This window comes from Micromonospora sp. SL1-18 (assembly GCF_047921505.1).
Taxonomy (GTDB): Bacteria; Actinomycetota; Actinomycetes; order Mycobacteriales; family Micromonosporaceae; genus Micromonospora.
In genome coordinates this window covers 54504-74778 of sequence record NZ_JBLROA010000020.1, presented here as the reverse complement: position 1 = coordinate 74778, position 20275 = coordinate 54504, and the positions used below count along the sequence as shown (strand labels likewise).

Here is a 20275-nt window from a genome sequence, read left to right as displayed (position 1 = left end):
CGAAGTTTAGTCGCCGGTCCGGGCCATCACGTCGCGCCGGTCGCGGGTAGGTTGCCGGGCATGCCTGTCTCGCCGTACATCGCCCGGCTGCGCCAGCACATCGGACACGACCTGCTGATGCTGTACGGGGTCAGCGCGGTGGTGACCGACGAGGCGGGGCGGCTGCTGCTGGCCCGCCGGGGCGACAACGGCCGCTGGTCCGTGCCGGCCGGTGTGGTCGACCCAGGCGAGCAGCCGGCCGACGCGCTGCTGCGGGAGGTCCACGAGGAGACCGGCGTGCGGGTGCGGATCGAGCGGGTCGCCGGGGTCGCCACCCACCCGGTCGTCTACCCCAACGGCGACGCCTGCGAGTATCTCAACGTCTGGTTCCGTTGCCGGGCGGTTGGCGGCGCGGCCACGGCCGACGGCGACGAGTCCGTCGCGGTCGGCTGGTTCGATCCGGACGACCTGCCCGAGTTGGACGACTGGTCGCGGCTGCGGATCGACACCGCGCTGCGCGAGGAGTCCACCGCCTGGTACGCCGGCCCGGGCCAGCGCCACCCGGCCCTCACCCAGCCCGACAACCTCTGACCCGGCCCGGGGAGAAGGCCGGGGCGGCGGTGCTGTCCCGCACGGTCAGTCGCGGTTCGAGCAGCGTTACCTCCGGCACCTGTTCCTCCCGCAGCCGGCGCATCAGCAGCGCCACCGCCTGCCGGCCGACCTCCTCGGCGGGCACCGGCACCGAGGTGAGCCCGGCCTGCTCGGCGAACCGGTCGGGGCAGATGGCCACCACGGAGACGTCCCGGGGCACCTGCCGGCCCAGGGTGGGCCGTCCGTAGTTTCCAGACCAAAAACAAGGCTAGGCAGTTGATCTAGGCCCGCACCTGGGGTGACTGCCGCAAGGTGGCGGGTTGCTGGAAAGCTGCTTCGCCGTTTTCCGTGATCTCGGTAGGTGGGATGCGAGATCAGCGCCTGTGCCGCCGGTGGTGGTGCTCGTCGTTCTCGGCGGTGATGCGGGCAGAGGTTTCCTCGCCGAGTTGGACGTAGATGCCGAGGGTGGCCAGGTGCCGGTGGCGGGATTTGGCCTGCAGCTCGGCGGCGCTGCGACCGCGAGCAGCGAGGTGGGTCAGGCCGCTGTGGCGCAGCTGGTGCAGGGTGTACCCGGCGCCGTGCGGGTCGTGCAGCTTGGACGCCTGCTTGAACAGGTACTCGGCGCGCGGGTAGGACAGCCGGCCGCGGCCGGTGTCGGGGTCGATGTCGCCCAGCGCCGACGCGCGGCGTCCGGCGGCGGAAGCGCGCCGGTCGGCGAGGAACACCGGCCCGGTGGTGCGCCCGGCCAGCAGCCGGGGCAGGAGCCGGGCGGTCGGGGTCTCCCAGTGCACGTAGGCCCGGTCGCCGCCTTTCTCGACGACCAGGGCGCGGCGGAACTCCATGTCGAGGTCGGGCACGTCCAGGCCGAGGATCTCGTCGGCGCGGGCGCAGGTCTCGTAGAGCATCCGCCAGAGCACCCGTTCGCGCAGGCCGTTGCGGTCGTCGGTGAAGAGCCGTTCGAGGCGGGCCCGCGGGATCGCCTTGCCCCGCCGGCGCGTGGTCTTACGGCGCCCGAGGAGCCGTCCGGGATCGGCGGCCAGCCACTCCTGGCGGCGGCAGTAGGCGCCGAACGAGTTCAGCGCGGCGAGATGCTTGTTGAAGGTGGCGGCGGCCGCGGCGTCCCAGCGCGCCATCGTCTGCGCGGACAACAGTCGACCAGTGGCTTGGTGCTATACGGGCTGCTATCGCTTCGCGCTGTCGCTGCGCTCGACGGCGGCGTGGGTGAAGGCGACCCGTCGTTGGACCATCAGCGCAGCCGACATGACGATCGCCGCCGCAACCGCCACGATGATCGCCGCTGTGGCCAGTGTCGTCCAGTCCGCATTCGGTCCGCCGCCGTACGAGCTGACGGCGAGTTCTTCGGCCAGCGGATGCAGCCACAGCATGCCGATCGGGCAGAACAGCACCAGCAGTGCCCAAGCACCACGAAAGTCGTTGCGCGCCGCCAGCCCTACGCCGACGAGCAACATCACCAAGAAAAGTGCCATCCCGGCGCCGGGCAGGACCTGCCCGGCGGGCCAGCCGTAGTACCCAAGGAGCACGTCGCCACCGTTACGGGCAAAAGTCGCCGCTACGGGTAGAGCCGCGGCGGCGCCGGCGATGGGCAGCAGTCGTAGCCACACGGGCGGCTGGCCGGGAACGCCGAGCGCCACGAATCCGAGGCAGACCTGGGCGAGTAGTACGAACAGCGGAGGCCGGGACTGGTCGACGACGGCGGCAAGCGGTACGACGGCGACGGTGAGGACAAGGGCGAGACCGATCGCCAGGCGGGTCCACCGGCCGGGTGCCACCACGTGCACCACCGCGGCGAGCAGCCATGCCGCCCACACGCCGAGACCGAGCGAGACGGACGTGCCGTGCTGCTCGAAGCCGAACCACGCCGTCGTCAACGGATTGAGCTCCAGCATGGCCCAGCCGCCGGCGAGAGTCGTGGCGGTCAACAACGCCAGCATCGCGGCCAGCCGCACTCCGGGGCCGATTCCGGTGGCGCCGATCGCGCGTAGGCGCTGGCGTAGCCCGCCGCCGGCTACGTCGGTCACGTCGGGGACCGAAGGCCACCGCCGGTCCGGCGAGGACAGAGCGAGGTACGTACCCACGATCTCGGTGCCGCGCTCGTTGCGGTAGCCGGCCGGATAGAAGATCCGGACCAATCGCAGATAGCGGCGTTCCAGGGCGCTCATGCGATCCCTCCTTTGAGTCGGGGCGTGCCTCGACGGGTACGTGTGTTCAACCGCGCGGTTGCGGCCTCGACGTTGCGGCGCATCCGCTCGGTCTCGTTGGCGAGCAGGTCACCGCCGTGCTCGGTGAGCCGGTAGTAGCGGCGCAGCCGGCTGTCCACCACTTCCTCCCGCTCGACGGTGACCAGACCCGCGTCGAGCAGCCGGTCGAGGGCGCCGTAGAGCGTGCCGGGGCGCAGCGACACGCGGCCGTCGGAAAGCCGGGCTACCTCGGTGATCAGTCCGTAGCCATGAAGCGGCTCCGCGGCCAACGCCGTGAGGATCAGGAACGTGGGTTCGCGTACCGGTGTTTCCACGCCATCAATGTATCGGGTGCGAAGGTATGACGGCAGATGCATGAGGATGACTGTTGCTGACAGCGCGACGGCGCTGCCGTCCGGTTTAGCGGTGCCGCTACGTGCCCCTGTCCTACACATCAAGCGGCGGCGGCTCGACGCTCATCCGGGATTCCGGGCAGGTTCACCAGCTGTGGTCAGTGGCGTGCCGAGGTGGCCTCGGCTAGCCGTAGCGGCCGGTAGCCGTCGGTGTCGAGCTGGGCGAGCTCGCCGTCGATGTCGACCGAGTGCGTGCCGTAGAAGTGCACGTTCTCGTGGTGAGTCGGCCAGATGTGCGCCAGGACCTCGTCGTCGACGTCGCGGCCGGTCCGGCGCAGGGCGGCCACGCCGAGGCCGTGGTACTCCGTTGACCAGCAGACGATCGCGTTGGTGGCCAGGGTCAGAGGCACCACATCTGCTCGGTCTGCTGCTCGTGGTGCCGGCGCCGGAGTGCTCCCTCGCCGGCGTACGCGAGGGAGCGGCGCAGCGCGTGCAGGTTCTCGCCCTTGTTCAGCTGCCGGGCGATGCGCCGACGGTAGGTCTCGTCGGCCAGGTATCGGGCGGCGTAGACCGTGCGGCGCAGCGCTCCGTACTCCTTGATCGCACTGCTCAGCGCGTTCTGCTGCCGCTTAGAGGAGCAAAGCTTCCCCACGACTAGCGCCGCGGTGGCGCGCCCGCCCTGCACGCTCGCGGCGACGCGCAGCAGGTCGTCCCACGTGCTCGTGATCAGGTCGGTGTTCAGCCGCCGGGTCAGCAGGCCGCCGGCCCGCGGGTAGCGGTCGAGGAAGTTGGCCTTCGGCCCGTTCCGATAAAAGGTGATCTTCCCGAGGTCCCGAATACGGGTGAGCTGCCGCGGGGCGCGGGTGCCGCCCAGCTCCTCGGGGAGGTCGAGGCGCCAGAACTCCGAGTCCATGTCGCCGGCCTGCTCGGCGGCAACCAGTTAGCCGGCCCACTTCGTCGGCACGAACCCGACCGGGGCGCCGGCCGGGACCTTGCGGGCGCCGGTGGTGTACAGCCCGGCCAGCATGCTCACCGCCTGCAGCAGCCGCTCGGTGCCGGGCCCGCCGTCGAACTGCACCACGGCCAGCACGGCCGGGGCGAACTGGCGCAGGTACGACATCGACGCGTCCAGCATGCTGAGCTGGCCGTGGTCACGGGGCAGCCGCTCGCGGCGCTCGGCCCACGCCGCGCGCATCCGGTCCATGCCGATCCGGGTGCGCAGCAGGTTGCCGATCTGCCCGTCGCCGATCCCGGTGTCGAGCACGATGGTCAGGATCTCGTCCAGCAGCGCCTGCCGGTTCTCCCCGCCCTTGGCCCGCTCGGCCAGGGCCTCGGCGACCTTCTGCTTCGCGGCGGCCTCCCGGCCGCTGATCGCCTGGTCGAACAGCAGCAGCGTCTCGTCGAGCACGTCGACCGCCGACTGCGCTACAGCGTGTCTCATAAGTCTGTTGGTCATGAGACACCGCCCTTCTCGGGCGTCCCTGCCGTCACGGATATTCGTGACGGTGGGGTTCCTCCGTCGTCGGGGCTGGTTTCACCGGCGCGTGGGCGCCGGCCAGAGCCGTCCCCTCGAGAGGCGTTGGTGACCGGGCCTCGTGCTTCGGGGTCCCGGGTCTGGGCGTGGTGGTGTTCGGCCCAGACAGCGAGGTTGATCGCCGCGTTGATGTCCCGGTCCGCCGTATGCCCGCACTCGTCGCAGGCGAAGATGCGCACGGACAGGGGCAGGGCAGGGCCGACGGTGCGGCAGGCACTGCACATTCTGGTGGACGGGTACCAGCGGGGTGCCGGGGTGGTCTGCCCGCCGCGCCAGCGTTGCTGGTAGCCGATGATGCGGGCCAGGTCAGCCCAGCCCGCATCGGAGATGGCAGCGGCCAGACGCCGGTTACGGAGCAGGCCGGCGGTGTGCAGGGTTTCCAGGACCAGCCGGTCGTGGGTCTTGACCAGCCGATTGGCTACCTTGTGTAGGAAGTGTCGACGTATGTTGGCGACGCGGTGGTGAGCCTGGGCCAGCCGGGCGACGGCCTCAGCCCGATTACGTGAGCCTCGCCGTTTGCGGCTGACCTGGCGCGACAGACGTCGTAGTCGGGGCAGGGCGGTCCGCAGCGGCCGGGGCGCATCATCGACGCGCAGCCGCTGTCGGCCGGTGGTGTCGGCGGCCACGACGAGAGCGGCAAGGCCCCGGTCGACGCCCACCCAACCACCACCGCCGTCGGGGCGGGGTGGGTGTTGGCGGGCGGGATGCAGGTCAGCTGCCTGCACCGTCACGGTGATGGTCCATCGGCCGGCCCGGCAGGAGACGGTGGCGTACCGGATGTGGGCTCGGCCGGTGCGGATCATCCGCCGCAGGCGGCGGGTGTCCTCCCGTACCCTCAGGATTCCGATCTTCGGCAGGCAGACACTGCGCGGTCCCGCCGTGGGATCACCGACCCGGATGCTTGCCCGACCTGCCTTGGTGGTGCAGCGGATCCGGAACGACGGCCGGGTGCGGGTCTTGCGTTTGAATGTCGGGAACCCCACCCGGCGGCCCGGCCGTTTCCCCCGCCGGGAATCAGTCCAGGCGGTCAGGGCGCGGCCCAGGTCGACGGCGGCTTCCTCACACACCTGCTGACACACCTGCGCCCGCCACGACAACCCCGTCACCACGATCTCCGTCGAGCCGGCCGCATCGACCACGAACCGGCGACCCGCCTCCGCCGAGGTCTTCCACGAGTTGAACGCGTTGATCAGGTCGAAACCCGACCACGGCACCACCACCGGCACGCTCCGATGCCTCGCATCCAGGGCTTCCTTCACCAGAGCCAGACACTGGTTGAACGCAAACCGGGACGCCCCCACATGACGAGCCAACACCACCACCTGCAACGGCGACGGATCGACCGTGAACCGGAACGCCGTAAACCTCCCCACAGCCCCACACCATGCCCGCCACCTACGACACTTCCGAAACACGGCGTAGGAGGGTCAGCAGGATCGGGTACCGGCGTTCCGGCTCGCGCCGCTGCAACGACAGGTCCAGGGTGTGCGCGTCGAGGCGGCGCAGGTAGGCCAGCTTCTCGGCGGTCCAGGCGAGCACGTCGTACGGCACGCCGCAGTCGGGCATGGCGGTGCCTTCCGTGGGCGTGCGGCCCGCCCGGCGGTAGGTCGAAGCGCTTCGACGATCGCCGTGACAAGCGGCGCGGCGTGACGGTGGGGTGGGCGGTGGCCGGCCCGGACGCTGGTGAAGCGCTTCGACAACCGCGGAAGAGATGGCCGCCCCGGCTGCCCTGGTGACGGGGTGGCGTTACCGAGGTTGGCACCCCGGCACCGACCCGGTCAAGACCCGGTGCGGACCGAGCCGCCCGGCGAGGTCAGGCGGCCGGTAGCCGTCCCGCCTCCAGCGGGGCCAGGGCGGCGGTGGCCCCGCCCAGCGCGGTCGCCGCGGAGCCCAGCGTGCTGGCCTCCAGCCGGCACCCGCCGGGGGCGAGGGCGCGGGCGGCCAGTTCCGCCCGGGCCGCCGGGAGCAGCCAGGGCGCCAGCGCCGCGAAGTGGCCGCCGACGACAATCACCTGCGGGTCGAGCAGGTTGGCCAGGATGGACACCCCGTGGCCGAGGTGCCGGCCGACCTCGGCGAGCCCGGCCAGGACGATGTCGTCGCCGCTGTTGACGGCGGCCTGGATCCGGTCGAGCTCCGGCAGGTAGTCGGTGACCGGGCCGTCCTGCTCGGCGTCGGGCAGCGCCCGGCGGACCACCGCGTCCACCCCGGTCAGCGCGGCGAGGCAGCCGCGCCGGCCGCAGGCGCAGACCGGCCCGGCCGGGTCGACCGGCACGTGCCCGATCTCACCCGCGTGGCCGCGGTCGCCGCGCAGCAGCCGGCCGCCACTGACCACCCCGGCGCCGACCGCGACCCCGCCGGTCAGGCGCACGAGGTCGGCCGTGCCGGCGTACGGGCCGTGGCGTTGCTCGGCCAGCACGGCGAGGTTGGCGTCGGTGTCGACGCCGACGGGGAAGCTCGGTTCGCGCAACGCGCGCCGCAGGTCGGCGGCGAGTGGCACGTCCCGCCAGCCCAGCGCCGGGGCCAGGGAAACCACGCCGTCGGTGCCCACCAGCCCGGGTACGCCGACGGTGAGGCCGAGCACGGTGCGGCCCTGCCCGGTCACCCGGGTGATCGCCCGGCGGGCCAGGGCGGCGAGCGCGCGGACGGTCTCCTCCGGTGCGACGGCCGGGGCGGCGAAGGCCCGCCGCCAGGTGAGCAGCGGCCTGCCGCCGAAGTCGACGGCGACCACCACGAGTTCGTCGGCGCCGATCTCCAGGCCGAGCCCGGCGTTGGGCTCGCCGTCCAGGACGAGCATGGTGGCGGGCCGGCCGACCCGGTTCTCGGTGAGCCCGGTCTCGCGCAGCAGCCGTCGCTCGATCAGCTCGGTGACCAGGCTGGAGACGGTGGCCTTGTTGAGCCCGGTGTGCGCGGCGATGTCGGCCCGGGAGCAGGGTGCGTGCAGCCGGACGTGCCGCAGGACCACGGCCCGGTTGGCCACCCGGACGTCGCTGAGGTCGGTGGGCTGCGGTGGGGTGTGGATGCTGATCACGAGTTGTTCGCTTCCTGCGCCAACGCTGCCGGTCCCGGTGGTGCGGCCTTCATCATCGCCCACCTCCATGGTCGGCCCGGATCGACCACCCGGGGTGGCGCTTCGGCTGTCTTGTGGGCGGGATCACCGTCGATTAGTTTGTTCGATTAGAACCCCAACTAATCCTATCCGGTTCCAGGTCCTCGGCAAACCCACCACGAAGGGAGTGCGCCGTGAAGGCGTCCCTGCCGGGCGCATCCACCGACCGTCGCACCCTGCTGCGGCTGATCGGCCTCGCCGCCGCCGCCACCCTCGGCGGCGGCACCCTGGCCGGTGACGCGGTGCCGGTGCCGGCTGGGCGCCGCCGGCCGGGTCGACGCGAGGCGGGTGGGGCGGCGACCCGTCAGGGGGTGGCGACGACGGCGCGGGACCGGTCCGCGGCGATACGGATCGCGAGGCCGGCCAGCACGCTGCCCATCACGTACCGCTGCGCCCGCGCCCAACCTGGGCGGCGACTCAGGAACGCCGACACCGTACCGGCGGTGAGCACGATCAGCCCGTTCACGGTCAGCGCGATGCTGATCTGGGTGAGGCCGAGCAGCAGGCTCTGCGTCGCCACGTGCCCGCGCGTCGGGTCGATGAACTGCGGCAGCAGCGACACGTACAGGATGGCGATCTTGGGGTTCAGCAGGTTCGTGACCAACCCCATGGTGAACAGCCGTCGAGGTCGGTCCGGCGGCAGCGGCGCCGGGGTGAACGCGGACCGGCCACCGGGACGCAGGCTGCGCCAGGCCAGCCACAGCAGGTACGCCGCCCCGGCCAGCTTCACCGCCGCGTACAACGGTGGCACCAGCACGAAGACCGTGGCGATCCCGGCGACCGCCGCGGCCAGGTAGATCAGGAAGCCGACGGCCACCCCGAGCAGCGAGACCAGCCCGGCCTGCCGGCCCTGGGTGACCGACCGGGACACCAGGTAGACCATGTTCGGGCCGGGCGTGAGCACCAAACCCAACGCCACCAGGGCGATCCCCACCACCGCGCCGCCTGTCACCATGCGCACTCCCCGGGGTCCATCCGTCCCGCCGCGACCCTACGCCCCGCCGGCGGCGACGGCGGTTACGCGCGTCACGTCAACGCGGCCCGTACACCGAGGACGAGCAGGATCCCACCGGCCAGCCGATCGAACAGCCGCCGGACGGCGGCGAGCCGCCACAGCCGGGCGGCGGCACCGGAGACGGCGGCCCAGCCGCCGAGCCAGCAGGTGTGCAGGGCGGCGTGCGCGGTGGCCAGCACGAGCATCGGCCCCAGCACCGGTCGACCCGGTGCCAGGAACTGTGGCGCGAGGGTGAGGTAGATGGCGGCGGCCTTGGGATTCAGCACGTTGCCGACCAGGCCCTGCAGGTAGGGATGCCCGGCGCGCCACCGCAGCCATCGCGCCCGGCCGTTCGGCCCACCCGGGCTCGGCGGCGTGGTCGACGCGGTCCGGCGGATCGAGGACCACATCATCCAGAGGCCGAGCCCGGCGAGGTACGCAGCGCCGGCCAGCTTGACGATCCAGAACGCCTGGGACGAGCGCAGGACCAGCGCCGCGAGGCCGACGGCGGCGAGGGCGGCGTGCACGTACAGCCCGGTCACGGTACCGAGGATCACCCACCAGCCCTGCCGCCGCCCGCCGGCCGCGACGCGGGACACGACCAGGGTGAGACTCGTGCCCGGCGCGGTGGTGATCGGCGCGACGGCGGCCAGGAAGCCGAGGACGGCGAATTCGTGCATGGTCAGACCACCACGCGGTAGTGGGTGGTGAGCAGTCCCGTGTCGTCGTACAGGTGGAACGCCACGCCGGGTGGCTGCGTCTGGGTGGTCAACCGCCCCTCGCCTTCCCAAGGCAGGCGCAGGGTGGAGATCACGCCGGGCGCGATCCGCAGCGGCCGGCCCGCGAACGTGCTCGCGGCGGCGGTGTGGAAGTGCCCGGTCAGCACGGCGACGACCTGCGGGTGGGCGGTGACCAGCTCGGCCAACGGGTCGGCGGGCAGCAGCCGGATCGGGTCGATGACCGGGTGGTGCAGCGCGACGGGCGGGTGGTGAAAGGCAATGAAGGCCGGGGTGTGGGCCGGGATGCTGTCCAGTTCGGTGGCCAGCCAGGCCATCGTCTCCTCGTCGAGGTGGCCGTCGTCCTCGCCGGGGACCGACGAGTCGGCGAGGAGGAAGACCGCGCCGGCCACGTCGTGCCGGGCGTTGACCGGGCCGCTGCCGCCGGACTCGTCGCCGAGCAGACCCTTGCGGTACGCGTCGCGCACATCGTGGTTGCCGGGGCAGGTCATGACGGGCACCGGAGCGTCGAGGAGCCGCTCGGCGGTCTCGTACTCGGCCAGCTCGCGGTGGTCGGCGATGTCTCCGGTGACCAGGATCGCGTCGACCGGGCGGGCCAGGCCGTTCAGGTAGTCCATCACCCGGGCGGTCCGCTCGGCCGAGCGTGGATGGCTGTCGATGTGGGTGTCGCTCAGGTGGGCGATGACCAGCACCATCTCTCCCTAATGGCTTATTCCCATCAAAGGCGTTAGGGACGCTACACTAGGCTTTGATCACCACACAAGGCCGCACCGGAGGCGCAGGACCATGGCCCAGCAGCTCACCCTCGCCCTGGCCGGCACGATCCGGCACGACGGCAACGGTGGGGTGGCCGACGACCTGGCCGACGTAACCGGCCTGAGTGGCTGGCTACGCGGGCAGGCCCCGCTGCTACGGGAATGGGTCGACGGTGTCGAGCCGCCCGCCGACGAGCAGACCCGGCTCGACGTGGTGGCAGTGCGCCGTGCCGTGCGTACCCTCTTCGCCGCGGCCGTCCGGCCGGAACCACCGAGCCGGGCCGACTCCTCCGCTCTGCTGTCCCCGGCAGAAGCGGTCGAGCGGCTCAACCTGACCGCCGCGGCGGTACCGGTCCATCCCGTGCTCAGCTGGCCGGACGGCGCCGCACCGACCCTCGCCTGGGCCGCCGAGGTGGGCGACATCCGGCTGCGGCTCACGGCGGGGCTGGCTCGCGCCGCCATCGAATTCCTGTCCAGCCCGGCGCGGGAACACCTGCGCGCCTGTCCCGCGCCGCGCTGTGTGCGCTATTTCATCAAGGACCACCCGCGCCAGGAATGGTGCAAACCCTCCTGCGGCAACCGGGCGCGCGTCGCCCGCCACTACCAGCGGCACAGCGCCGGTCGCTGAACAGCCGGCGGAGCCGGGCCGCGACGGCGGCGACACGCGGGCATCCCACCACTGCGGCTCTTCGGCCCACGACGGGGTCGCCACGATTGACCAGGCGGGCCAGACTACCGGGATGTCGATCGTGCTACACGCCCCGCCCACCCCGTCCGCGCCCGGTCTGCTGCTGCGGCCCTGGCGCGACGGCGACGCCGAGGCGCTGCTGGCCGCGTATCGCGATCCGGTGCTCCTGAGCTGGACCCGAAACCCGGTGACCACCCCGGCCGAGGCCCGCGCGTTCCTGCGCCGCAGCCAGCAGGGCTGGGCCGCCGGCCGCCGGTTCAGCTTCGCCGTCCTGGAGCCGACACCCGACGGGCAGCGGCTGGTGGCGCACGTGCTACTCAAGGAGGTCACGCCCGGGCGACCGTACGCGGAGATCGGCTACTGGACCGTGGCGTCCGCCCGTGGTCGCGGGATCGCGCCGCGCGCGGTCGACGCGGTCAGCGACTGGGCGTTCGCCCGCTTCGCCGCCGCCGGGCTGACCCGCCTCGAACTGCTGCACCAGGTCGACAACCCCGCGTCCTGTCGGGTGGCGGAGAAGAGCGGGTACGTCTTCGAGGAGGTGCTGCGCGCCCGTCCCCCGTTCCCCCGCGACGGCCACCGCCACGTGCGCCGTCGCCCCTGGCCCGCACCCGGGCACCTGCCGGCCGGCCGATCGCAGGGCCAGGGCCACCGCGACGCCGAGCCCGAGCAGCCAATCGCACGCACCAGTGATCCTTCCCTGCGGGTGGGCCGTCCGCCCGGCCCACCCGGAATGTGCGCCGCCCGGGACCCTGGCTGCCGATAGGAATGGGCCGCCACCGGCGAGCGCCGACCCGGGCCGTAGCGGTGGATAGGCTGGGGTACGGGAGGTGACGGCGGTGACGACTGGCTGGGAGGCAGCGGTCGAGGCGCAGATCCGTTCGGCCCAGGAGCGCGGCGAGTTCGACAACCTGCCCGGCGCCGGCAAGCTGATCCCCGGGCGGAACATGCCCTACGACGAATCGTGGTGGATCAAGAGCTTCCTGGAACGCGAGCAACTCCCCACCGACCTGCTGCTGCCGACGCCGCTGCAACTGCGCCGCCGGGTCGAGCGGGTCCCCGACGAGGTGCGCGACCTGCCCACCGAGGAATCGGTACGGGCGTACGTCGCCGACGTCAACGCGCAGATCATGGCCTGGCTGCGCACGCCGATCGGCCCGCGGGTAGCGGTCCGCCCGGTCAACGCCGATGACACCGTGCGCCGATGGCGGACCGACCGGGAGGCGGCCGCAGCCGAGCGGGTCGTCGCTGCGGCTGATCATGCTCCGGTCGAGGCCCGTCCGGGGCGGCGGCGCTGGCGGCTGCCCTGGCGGCGCCGCTGACCTGCCTCATTCCACCGCCGCCCGCCAGCTCCACCGGGCACGCCGGGGCCGGTCGCCCAGCGTCGCCCGCCCGGTCATCCAGAGCAGCACCTCGACCGGGTCGCCGGCCGGTGCGTCGGGGAACAGCCGGTCCAGCACGCCGACGCACAGCTCCGACGGTGGGTACCAGCCCAGCTCGAGGCCCCGGGTGATGTCGTGGGTGTGCAGCAGGGCCACGCCCGGGTGTCCGGAGCGGCGGTGTCGACGGCGGCGGCGAGCAGCCCAGCGCTCGCGGCCACCACGGCCAGCACGTCGGCCACCGGGGCGTTGGGGCGTACCCGCAGGTCGAAGGGCAGGTATTCGCGATCCGGTCGGCCGGTCACCTGGCCGGCGTACCCGAGCAGGTCGTGCGCGACGTGGGCGGCGGTGGTCCAGCAGGACCACTCCAGGTCGCCCGCCCGGACCGTCCAGTCCCGGTCCGCGACCGGGCGCAGGACCCGCGTCATTTCACCGGCCGCCGCCCGGACGTCCGCCCCGGTCATTCCCGTCATGTCGTCGACCCTGCCAGCAACCGCTTCGCCCGGCCAACCGGGGCTGCCGGCCACGGCCAGGAAGAGGGTTTCGCCCGGCGGATCGTCCGCTTCCTACCATCACCCGCATGCCCGAGGTGGGGGAGTGGACGCGGGATCAGGCGCGGCGTGGCCCGGCTTTCCCCGAACAGGTTCGATGAGAAGGAGCACGTCCTTATCTGTCTCAGTGAATGTGATCCAGTGCCGGGAGCGGCGCTCTCATCGAGGATCGTGGGCGCTCAGCGCTCGCCGGGGCAACCCCGATCACTCCCAGCTCCTGGCCGACAGCGCCTCAGATTTGCTCGCTATCTCGCCACCTATAGCGGGATGACCCCACGAATCCGTCCCTGTCATGGTCTCGACCCGAGACAGGCGTGTTCGCATTCATTTTCGGTTGCTCAGGCGAAATCAGTTGGCGGGCTTGCCGAACCAGCGGGAGAGGTGGTGGTCCAGATCCTGCTGATCGTCGCCGATCCAGGCGACGTGGCCGTCGGGGCGTAGCAGGACACACGGAACATCCAGTACCGCAGTGGGATCCCCGAGGTAATCGACCCGGTCCGACCAGCCGCCGACGGTCAGGCGTTCGGTGCGGTCCAGCAGTAGGCCGCGGCCGCGATGCAGCAGACCGTAGAGGTGGCCCTGTTTCACGTCGATGTCGCGCAGGCGGCGGCCGAGCAGGTCGGGGCCCTCGCCGAAGTCGTAGCGGATGCCGATCGCGGTGATCTTCTCGATGAGATAGCGGTTCACCTCGTCGAAGTCCATCAGTTCGGTGAGCAGCCTGCGCACGGCCTGCGGGCCCGGTTCGGTGGAGTGCAGTTCCATCTGGGCGCGGGTGTTGTCCAGCACGTCCTCGGCGACCGGATGGCGTTCGGCCTGGTAGGTGTCCAGCAGTGTTTTTGGCGCCCAGCCGCAAATCTGTGCGGCCAGTTTCCAGCCGAGGTTGAATGCGTCCTGAACGCCCAGGTTGAGGCCCTGTCCGCCGGTGGGTGGATGGATGTGTGCCGCATCGCCGGCCAGCAGCACCCGCCCGACCCGATAGCGTTCGGCTAGCCGGGTGGCATCCCCGAAGCGGGACAACCAGCGCGGGGAGTGCACGCCGAAATCGGTTCCGGCGATGGTGCGCAACTGCTGTTTGAAATCCTCGAGGGTGGGTGGTTCCGCGCGATCGCTGACTCCCGCGGCGGGGACTACGACGCTATATGCCCCTTCGCCGAAGGGCCTGAGCCAGAAGCGCTTATTGGTCTCGCCGATTTCGGTCACCTTGGCGGCGATCTCCTCCTGCGGCACACCCACTTCCATCTCGCCCATCAGCGTCTCGGTCCGCGAGGGCTCACCGGGGAAGCCGACGCCGAGCAGTTTGCGCACCGTACTGCGCCCGCCGTCACAGCCGACGAGATAGCGCGAACGCAGCTGTTCGCCGTCGGCCAGCTCGACGGTCACACCCTCGTCGTCCTGCTCGAAATCGGCCACCGCACAACCGCGCCGGACCTGCGCACCCAGTTGGGTCGCATGTTCTTCGAGCAGGTGAACGATGACCGGCTGCGGGATGCCCAGCAGATAGGCGTGCGCGGAATCCAGGCCCTCGGGCGCGGGTTTGTCGATGGCGGCGAAGAATCCGCCGGCCGGACGCTGTCTTCCCTGTTCGCGAATGCGATCCAGCAGTCCGCGCATTGCCATCAGCTCGAGACTGCGAATGTGCAGACCGACGATGCGGACGAACGACACGGGCTCGGTTTCCTTCTCCAGGACGAGTACCCGCACGTCGTGCAGCCGCAGTTCGGCGGCCAGCATCGCGCCAGTCGGCCCGCACCCGACAATGATCACGTCGAACATGAGGGGCGCACGATCAGCGCCGGAGGCCGGCGATGGGAGTCCGGGGACGTCGCCCGCGGTGGAGTCGCGCTCGACCGTATCGTTCGACGACGGCTCGGCGGTGAACTGCAGAGAGTGCATAGGTGTTGCCTTTCGGGAGTGCCGTGTTGGCGAGGCGCTCCCGGCGACACCTACGTCAATCGCCCGACCGTGACGGGAAGGGGGAGCACCCACATCGATACAGCGTTCATGGGTCTCACCTCCTCGGGCGGTGTCGCGGTCCACTGCAAGCTACAAGCCCGAGCATCACCCCGTCCAATCCTTTCCCAGCCACGTGATCACGACTCCAAACGGGCCCGTGCCGTTGCAGGGCGAATCCGGCGTGGCCGCGCACCGCCACCAGACCACCCAACCCATCCTCCCCGGCCCCAAGATCCGGCACAGGCTATCGACAGCCCTCGACGAGCCCACGGGCCCGGCGGATCAGAACCAGTGAGAAGAGATCAGCTCCACTGAGAACAACACCGAGGGATGGCGAACGGCCATCCGATCCGGATTAGCGGATTATCGATAACGCTAATCTGGTAGCTCTAATGGACAAAATGGACATAACGGCCCTACATCATAATGACAGTTATGGTGTAACGGGCCTGGATGGTGCGCCATCTACCGCTGGCCTCGTGGACCGGCAAGACAGCTGTCGGATCCATCGGGGTGCGTCCGGCCCGGCTCGGTCGGCGAGCGACGCCTGAAACATGTTTCAAAGCGGGAACCCATTGACTCCTCCAATGACCCTCTGGTGTGGTCGTTCTTGCTTGCGAACGGTTTCACCCATCCGCCGCCCCGCACCCGGTCCGGGAGGAATTGCCATGCCGTCCACCAGCGCGCGTCCCGCCATCACTCGACGTGGGCTCTTCGGGTTGGGCGCGGCAGCCACCGCCGCCACCGCGCTGACCGGCGCCGCTTCTGCGGACCAGCCAGCAGAGGCGGCGACCGTCGGGCAAGACAGCGATGCTTCCGCCCACCTTCTGGAACAGTGGCGAGCGGCACCTGGCTCCCATCCGCTGGTGCCCGACGTGTCCCGCGCCGGCTACCGACTCGGCAGTAAACCGCCGACGCCTCCCGTCGTCGCGAAGGTCACCGATTTCGGTGCCCACGCCGACGGGACAGACAGCACGGCCGCGTTCAATGACGCCGTCCGTTGGGCGGGCGAGAACGGTGGAGGCGTCGTTCTGGTGCCACCAGGGGTCTACACCCTGTCCGGGCCGGTCTGGATGCACTGGTCCAACGTCGTACTCCGCGGCGCCAGTCGGGATTCCACGGTGCTGCATTTCACGCGCACCCTCGATGACGGCTACCGACCGAACCGGCAGGACAGCGGAAACAGCCGCTGGTCCTGGACTGGCGGACAGATCTGGTTCGTGTCGCCGGAGCGTCGGGCGCAGTGCGAGGCCGAGGACTACGCCGGAACCGAGGGGTGGCTGCTCGGCGACGTGCTCGGCGAGGTCGGCGCGGCATCGCGCGGCCAGCAGACGCTTGTCGTGTCCGACAGCAGCCGGCTGAGCGCCGGGGACATGGTCGTCCTGGAGTGCCAGAACCCGTCGGACGCCAGCCTGCTGAGGCACCTGGCCGGCGACGTACCCGGCACTCAGACCTACGATTGGCCACGCAAGGCACCGCAGCTCGTGACGGGATCCGGCGGCCAGTATGTGCAGTACGCCACGTTGCAGTGGCCGGTACGGGTCGAGGCGGTGTTCAACGAACGCCTGATCCGGCTGTCGCAACCACTCAAGTACGACCTCCGGCCCGGTTGGCCCGCACGGCTGCGCGACATCGGCCCCACCGTCTCCGAGTCGGGCGTCGAGCGCCTCACCATCCGGAACGAGTTGGTTCCCCAGACGGCGCACAACAGGCATCCGGGCTCGAACGGCGTCTGCTTCCAAGCCGTCCACGACTGCTGGGCGCGTGACGTGCGAGTCGAGAACTGCGACCTCGGCTTCGGGTTCACCTCAGCCAAGTCGGTCACCCTCACGGAGGTCGCCGTCGGCGGACGAGCCCCCCATCACAGCTTCGCTTGTCGTATGCAGTCCAACGACAACCTGGTGGAGCACTTCGAGATCGAGCGGTTCACCGTCCCGGTGCGCTCCGGGGCCGTCCATCACGGCCTTAACCTGGAGGGCCTCTCGTCCGGGAATGTCTACCGCCGTGGCCGCATGTCGGAGGGCACCTTCGACACCCACCGCGCTCTGCCGTTCGAGAACGTACGAACGGCCATTACCGTCGAAAACAACGGAGCGGTGGGCGGATCGGCGGCGTCGGGTCCCCTGTTCGGAGCCCGGATGGCGCACTGGAACGTAAGGATCACGAACCCCCGCTCGTACGCGATCACGATTGCCGACGTCGCACCGCGCAGCGTGACCGTCGGCGTGCAGGGTGTGGATGGCACCGGTAGCGGACTGTCCCGGGACTTCTCCGGCGACCTCGAATCGCTGCTCGTCGGCCACGGATCTGCACCAGCCGTCGACGACCTCTACGCCGCACAGCGCGCACAACGGTAGGCCGCGTAGGCCGACCGCCAGGCGTGCGTCAGCTGTCCATCTCGATACCGCGGGTGGCGGTCTCCGCGATGCGGGGATCCCAGCCGAGCACGTACGCCGGGTCGTGTAACAGCGCGGCCTCACCGGCGGTGAGGTGGCGCGAGCAGGGCAGTCTATGGAGGGCTGTCTCGGTGGCCGGCCGATCGGGTGCAGGAGGACTTGCCGGTGCCGCCGGCCGGCGACGTACACCGCTTCCGCGCCGACGCTTGGCGACGGCTGAGCCCGGCCGAGTTCGCCCGCGTCGACACCGTCTACAGCACCGGAATCGAGGCGGTCTGCCGGTGGCTGGCTCGACCAGACACCGGCAGACCTCGAACCGCACAGCGGTCGGTGTTCCCGCGGTCCTGTCGCCCGCGGAGGTCACCGCCGGACGCGCCATCGCACGCCCACACCCGGACCTGCTGTTCGCCCTGCGGCTCAGCGAGACGCCCGTCGCCGCAGACCTGGCCGACCGACAGCCGCGGCCCCGTGCCCGCGATCTTCGGGTTGGGCTCGCGGCGACGGTATCTGACGGTCGGTCAGGCCGACCCGTGGGCAGGCAGATCGAGGAGGTCACGGGCGCCTTGGCGCAACAGGGCCGCAGCGACGGAGGTCCCGAGGGTGATCGGGTCCGCCGCCCATTCGTGCACGTCGAGCACGGTCTTGCCGTCGAGGCTGATCACCCTCGCCCGCAGGCCGAGGCGCCCGTCGGGCTCGGTGCGCGCGAGCGCAGCAATCGGTGAGTGACAGTTGCCCTGCAGGATGTGCAACATGGTCCGCTCGGCCACGGTCTCCTGCCAGGTCCGCGGGTCGCTGAGGCTCGCGGCCAGGTCACGGGTGCTGGTGTCGTCGTCGCGGCATTGCAGGACCAGGGTGCCGGAGCCGACGGCCGGGACCATCATGTCGACGTCGATCGGCTGGGTGATCCGGTCGGCCTGCTCGATCCGCTGCAGGCCGGAGACCGCGAACAGCAGCGCGTCGTACGTCTCGCCGGCGTCGAGCTTGGCCAGCCGGCTGTTCGCGTTGCCACGGATGGCCACGGGCACCAGGTTCGGCCAGTGCAGGGCCAGCTGCGCGACCCGCCGGACCGCGGAGGTACCGATCCGGGTGCCGGCGGGCAGCTGCTCGATGCGCAGTCCGCCCGGGTGTACGAGGCAGTCCCGGACGTCGTCGCGGGTGAGGTAGGCGGCCATCACCGTGCCTGCCGGTGCCGGCCGGTCCCCGGGTACGTCCTTGACGCAGTGCACCACTACAGCGTGTCTCATAAGTCTGTTGGTCATGAGACACCGCCCTTCTCGGGCGTCCCTGCCGTCACGGATATTCGTGGCGGTGGGGTTCCTCCGTCATCGGGGCTGGTTTCACCGGCGCGTGGGCGCCGGCCAGAGCCGTCCCCTCGAGAGGCGTTGATGACCGGGCCTCGTACTTCGGGGTCCCGGGTCTGAACATGTTCCTCGGCCCAGACAGCGAGGTTGACCGCCGCGTTGACGTCCCGGTCCGCCGCATGCCCGCACTCGCCGCAGCGGAAGATGCGTACGGACAGGGGCAGTGCCGGGCCGACGGTGCCGCAGGCACTACACATCTTGGTCGACGGGTACCAGCGGGGCGCCGCGATGGCGTGCCCGCCGCGCCAGCGTTGTTGGTAGCCGATGATGCGGGCCAGGTCGGCCCAGCCGGCATCGGAGATGGCGGCGGCCAGACGCCGGTTACGCAGCAGGCCGGCGGTGTGCAGGTCTTCCAGAACCAGCCGGTCGTGGGTCTTGACCAGCCGATTGGCGACCTCGTGCAGAAAATATCGACGCACGTTCGCGACACGCAGGTGGGCACGAGCCAGCCGGGCGACAGCCTCAGCCCGGTTACGCGAGCCTCGCTGTTTACGACTGACCTGGCGGGACAGACGCCGTAGCCTCGGCAGGGCGGCCCGCAGCGGGCGCGGCGCATCATCGACACGCAACACCTGCCGGCCGGTGCGGTCAGCGGCCACGACGAGAGCGGCAAGACCTCGATCGACACCCACCCAACCGCTGCTGTCGGTGTCGGGGCGGGGCGGGTGCTGGCGGGCGGGATGCAGATCTACTGCCTGGACCGTCACGGTGATGGTCCACCGGCCGGCCCGGCAGGAGACGGTGGCATACCGGATGTGGGCCCGGCCGGTGCGGATCATCCGCCGCAGGCGGCGCGTGTCCTCCCGCACCCTCAAGATCCCGATCCTCGGCAGACACACACTGCGCGGCCCCGCCGTGGGATCCCCGACCCGGATACTCGCCCGACCGGCCTTGGTGGTCTTGCAGCGGATCCGAAACGACGGCCGGGTGCGGGTCTTGCGTTTGAATGTCGGGAACCCCACCCGGCGGCCCGGCCGGTTCCCCCGCCGCGACTCGGCCCAGGCGCTCAGGCCACGACCCAGGTCGACAGCGGCTTCCTCACACACCTGCTGACACACCCGCGCCCGCCACGCCAACCCCGTCACCACGACCTCGACCGAACCGGCCGCATCGACCACGAACCGGCGACCCGCCGCAGCCGAGCACTTCCACGAGTTGAACGCGTTGATCAGGTCAAAACCCGACCACGGCACCACCACCGGCACACCCCGATGCCTCGCATCCAGGGCTTCCTTCACCAGAGCCAGACACTGGTTGAACGCGAACCGGGACGCCCCCGCATGACGGGCCAACACCACCACCTGCAACGGTGACGGATCGACGGTGAACCGGAACGCGGTAAACCTCCCCACAGCCCCACAGCATGCCTGCCACCTACGACACTTCCGAAACACGGCGTAGGTCGACGTCCCCGGCGACCAAGGCGGCGTCCACCTCCTTGGTGAACGCCGCCTTGCCATCCAGTGCGGCCAGGTCGCCGTGCCACCGGTCCCCGCTGGTCGACATCGACATCACGTCCACGGTGACCTCGGGGTGCCGGTCGGCGAGCATCGCGCGGACCCGCTCGGCTTGGGCCAGCGCCATCGGGGAGTTGCGGGTACCGATACGCAGCAGGCGGGAGTCGGACATACCCGCGAGGGTAGCTAGGCGGTGTCCACTAGCCTTCGCCGGGTTGGGTGAGCCCGCGCTGACCCGCGACCGAC

At 70.9% G+C, this 20275-nt stretch carries 20 protein-coding genes and 1 pseudogene; 5 read left to right on the top strand and 16 right to left on the bottom strand.

Annotated features, from left to right (window positions below):
* The first annotated feature begins 60 nt into the window (after window positions 1-60).
* Window positions 61-570, top strand: a complete 510-nt coding sequence (locus ACNAW0_RS12700) for an NUDIX hydrolase (RefSeq protein WP_416288015.1) — start codon at window positions 61-63, stop codon at window positions 568-570.
* Here ACNAW0_RS12700 and ACNAW0_RS12695 read toward each other — a convergent pair.
* The 11 genes and pseudogenes from ACNAW0_RS12695 to ACNAW0_RS12645 form a co-directional block, all read right to left on the bottom strand.
* Window positions 548-790 (bottom strand): substrate-binding domain-containing protein, encoded by a 243-nt coding sequence (locus tag ACNAW0_RS12695; protein WP_416288014.1) that lies wholly within the window; start codon window positions 788-790, stop codon window positions 548-550. The genes ACNAW0_RS12700 and ACNAW0_RS12695 overlap by 23 nt on opposite strands.
* A gap of 154 nt (window positions 791-944) precedes the next feature.
* Window positions 945-1703: a tyrosine-type recombinase/integrase gene (locus tag ACNAW0_RS12690; RefSeq protein ID WP_416288013.1), complete on the bottom strand. Its 759-nt coding sequence runs from the start codon at window positions 1701-1703 to the stop codon at window positions 945-947.
* A 48-nt stretch (window positions 1704-1751) separates the two neighbouring features.
* A complete protein-coding gene (locus ACNAW0_RS12685) occupies window positions 1752-2750 on the bottom strand; it encodes a hypothetical protein (protein WP_416288012.1) in 999 nt (332 codons plus the stop codon).
* Window positions 2747-3103, bottom strand: a complete 357-nt coding sequence (locus ACNAW0_RS12680; RefSeq protein WP_416288011.1) for a PadR family transcriptional regulator — start codon at window positions 3101-3103, stop codon at window positions 2747-2749. The genes ACNAW0_RS12685 and ACNAW0_RS12680 overlap by 4 nt, the downstream gene beginning before the upstream one ends.
* Before the next feature lie 176 nt (window positions 3104-3279).
* Window positions 3280-4241, bottom strand: a pseudogene (locus ACNAW0_RS12675) (Tn3 family transposase).
* Between the two features lie 332 nt (window positions 4242-4573).
* Complete coding sequence (locus ACNAW0_RS12670; protein WP_416288010.1) at window positions 4574-6028, bottom strand: RNA-guided endonuclease InsQ/TnpB family protein; 1455 nt, start codon at window positions 6026-6028, stop codon at window positions 4574-4576.
* Window positions 6029-6050: 22 nt separating this feature from the next.
* Entirely contained in the window at window positions 6051-6221 is a 171-nt protein-coding gene (locus tag ACNAW0_RS12665; RefSeq protein WP_416288009.1) for a hypothetical protein, read from the bottom strand.
* Window positions 6222-6468: 247 nt separating this feature from the next.
* Entirely contained in the window at window positions 6469-7683 is a 1215-nt protein-coding gene (locus ACNAW0_RS12660) for an ROK family transcriptional regulator (RefSeq protein WP_416288008.1), read from the bottom strand.
* Between the two features lie 382 nt (window positions 7684-8065).
* Window positions 8066-8716: a LysE family translocator gene (locus tag ACNAW0_RS12655; RefSeq protein ID WP_416288007.1), complete on the bottom strand. Its 651-nt coding sequence runs from the start codon at window positions 8714-8716 to the stop codon at window positions 8066-8068.
* 71 nt (window positions 8717-8787) lie between these two features.
* Window positions 8788-9435, bottom strand: a complete 648-nt coding sequence (locus ACNAW0_RS12650) for a LysE family translocator (RefSeq protein ID WP_416288006.1) — start codon at window positions 9433-9435, stop codon at window positions 8788-8790.
* A 2-nt stretch (window positions 9436-9437) separates the two neighbouring features.
* Window positions 9438-10184 (bottom strand): metallophosphoesterase, encoded by a 747-nt coding sequence (locus tag ACNAW0_RS12645; protein ID WP_416288005.1) that lies wholly within the window; start codon window positions 10182-10184, stop codon window positions 9438-9440.
* Between the two features lie 94 nt (window positions 10185-10278).
* Here ACNAW0_RS12645 and ACNAW0_RS12640 point away from each other — a divergent pair, with 94 nt between their 5' ends.
* The 3 genes from ACNAW0_RS12640 to ACNAW0_RS12630 all read left to right on the top strand — a co-directional run bounded on the left by ACNAW0_RS12640 (window position 10279) and on the right by ACNAW0_RS12630 (window position 12254).
* Window positions 10279-10875 carry a CGNR zinc finger domain-containing protein gene (locus ACNAW0_RS12640; protein WP_416288004.1) on the top strand — a complete coding sequence of 199 codons (597 nt, stop codon included), beginning with the start codon at window positions 10279-10281 and terminating at the stop codon, window positions 10873-10875.
* A 112-nt stretch (window positions 10876-10987) separates the two neighbouring features.
* Window positions 10988-11698 (top strand): GNAT family N-acetyltransferase, encoded by a 711-nt coding sequence (locus tag ACNAW0_RS12635; protein WP_416288003.1) that lies wholly within the window; start codon window positions 10988-10990, stop codon window positions 11696-11698.
* A gap of 73 nt (window positions 11699-11771) precedes the next feature.
* The gene (locus ACNAW0_RS12630; protein ID WP_416288002.1) at window positions 11772-12254 is read left to right on the top strand and encodes a DUF1992 domain-containing protein; all 483 of its coding nucleotides are present in this window, start codon (window positions 11772-11774) and stop codon (window positions 12252-12254) included.
* A 74-nt stretch (window positions 12255-12328) separates the two neighbouring features.
* On the opposite strand, the gene ACNAW0_RS12625 is transcribed toward ACNAW0_RS12630, so the two are convergent.
* Together ACNAW0_RS12625 and rox are read right to left on the bottom strand one after the other, a co-directional pair.
* The gene (locus ACNAW0_RS12625; RefSeq protein WP_416288001.1) at window positions 12329-12784 is read right to left on the bottom strand and encodes a hypothetical protein; all 456 of its coding nucleotides are present in this window, start codon (window positions 12782-12784) and stop codon (window positions 12329-12331) included.
* A gap of 426 nt (window positions 12785-13210) precedes the next feature.
* The gene (gene rox / locus ACNAW0_RS12620) at window positions 13211-14635 is read right to left on the bottom strand and encodes a rifampin monooxygenase (protein ID WP_416288032.1); all 1425 of its coding nucleotides are present in this window, start codon (window positions 14633-14635) and stop codon (window positions 13211-13213) included.
* A gap of 848 nt (window positions 14636-15483) precedes the next feature.
* Here rox and ACNAW0_RS12615 point away from each other — a divergent pair.
* A complete protein-coding gene (locus ACNAW0_RS12615; protein ID WP_416288000.1) occupies window positions 15484-17172 on the top strand; it encodes a glycosyl hydrolase family 28-related protein in 1689 nt (562 codons plus the stop codon).
* A 557-nt stretch (window positions 17173-17729) separates the two neighbouring features.
* Here the strand turns inward: ACNAW0_RS12615 and hemC are convergent.
* The 3 genes from hemC to ACNAW0_RS12600 are packed head-to-tail and all read right to left on the bottom strand — an operon-like array spanning window position 17730 to window position 20201.
* Complete coding sequence (hemC, locus tag ACNAW0_RS12610; RefSeq protein WP_416287999.1) at window positions 17730-18455, bottom strand: hydroxymethylbilane synthase; 726 nt, start codon at window positions 18453-18455, stop codon at window positions 17730-17732.
* A gap of 11 nt (window positions 18456-18466) precedes the next feature.
* Window positions 18467-19924 (bottom strand): RNA-guided endonuclease InsQ/TnpB family protein, encoded by a 1458-nt coding sequence (locus ACNAW0_RS12605; protein ID WP_416287998.1) that lies wholly within the window; start codon window positions 19922-19924, stop codon window positions 18467-18469.
* Between the two features lie 22 nt (window positions 19925-19946).
* Complete coding sequence (locus ACNAW0_RS12600) at window positions 19947-20201, bottom strand: hypothetical protein (protein WP_416287997.1); 255 nt, start codon at window positions 20199-20201, stop codon at window positions 19947-19949.
* Between the last annotated feature and the right edge of the window lie 74 nt (window positions 20202-20275).

Excerpts from the sequence above, each read along its gene's own strand:
- ACNAW0_RS12700 (WP_416288015.1), top strand. The coding sequence starts at position 61 with ATGCCTGTCTCGCCGTACATCGCCCGGCTGCGCCAGCACATCGGACAC.
- ACNAW0_RS12690 (WP_416288013.1), bottom strand. The coding sequence starts at position 1,703 with ATGGCGCGCTGGGACGCCGCGGCCGCCGCCACCTTCAACAAGCATCTC.
- ACNAW0_RS12685 (WP_416288012.1), bottom strand. The coding sequence starts at position 2,750 with ATGAGCGCCCTGGAACGCCGCTATCTGCGATTGGTCCGGATCTTCTAT.
- ACNAW0_RS12665 (WP_416288009.1), bottom strand. The coding sequence starts at position 6,221 with ATGCCCGACTGCGGCGTGCCGTACGACGTGCTCGCCTGGACCGCCGAG.
- ACNAW0_RS12655 (WP_416288007.1), bottom strand. The coding sequence starts at position 8,716 with ATGGTGACAGGCGGCGCGGTGGTGGGGATCGCCCTGGTGGCGTTGGGT.
- ACNAW0_RS12650 (WP_416288006.1), bottom strand. The coding sequence starts at position 9,435 with ATGCACGAATTCGCCGTCCTCGGCTTCCTGGCCGCCGTCGCGCCGATC.
- ACNAW0_RS12640 (WP_416288004.1), top strand. The coding sequence starts at position 10,279 with ATGGCCCAGCAGCTCACCCTCGCCCTGGCCGGCACGATCCGGCACGAC.
- ACNAW0_RS12635 (WP_416288003.1), top strand. The coding sequence starts at position 10,988 with ATGTCGATCGTGCTACACGCCCCGCCCACCCCGTCCGCGCCCGGTCTG.
- ACNAW0_RS12625 (WP_416288001.1), bottom strand. The coding sequence starts at position 12,784 with ATGACGGGAATGACCGGGGCGGACGTCCGGGCGGCGGCCGGTGAAATG.
- rox (WP_416288032.1), bottom strand. The coding sequence starts at position 14,635 with ATGTTCGACGTGATCATTGTCGGGTGCGGGCCGACTGGCGCGATGCTG.
- ACNAW0_RS12615 (WP_416288000.1), top strand. The coding sequence starts at position 15,484 with ATGCCGTCCACCAGCGCGCGTCCCGCCATCACTCGACGTGGGCTCTTC.
- hemC (WP_416287999.1), bottom strand. The coding sequence starts at position 18,455 with ATGAGACACGCTGTAGTGGTGCACTGCGTCAAGGACGTACCCGGGGAC.
- ACNAW0_RS12600 (WP_416287997.1), bottom strand. The coding sequence starts at position 20,201 with ATGTCCGACTCCCGCCTGCTGCGTATCGGTACCCGCAACTCCCCGATG.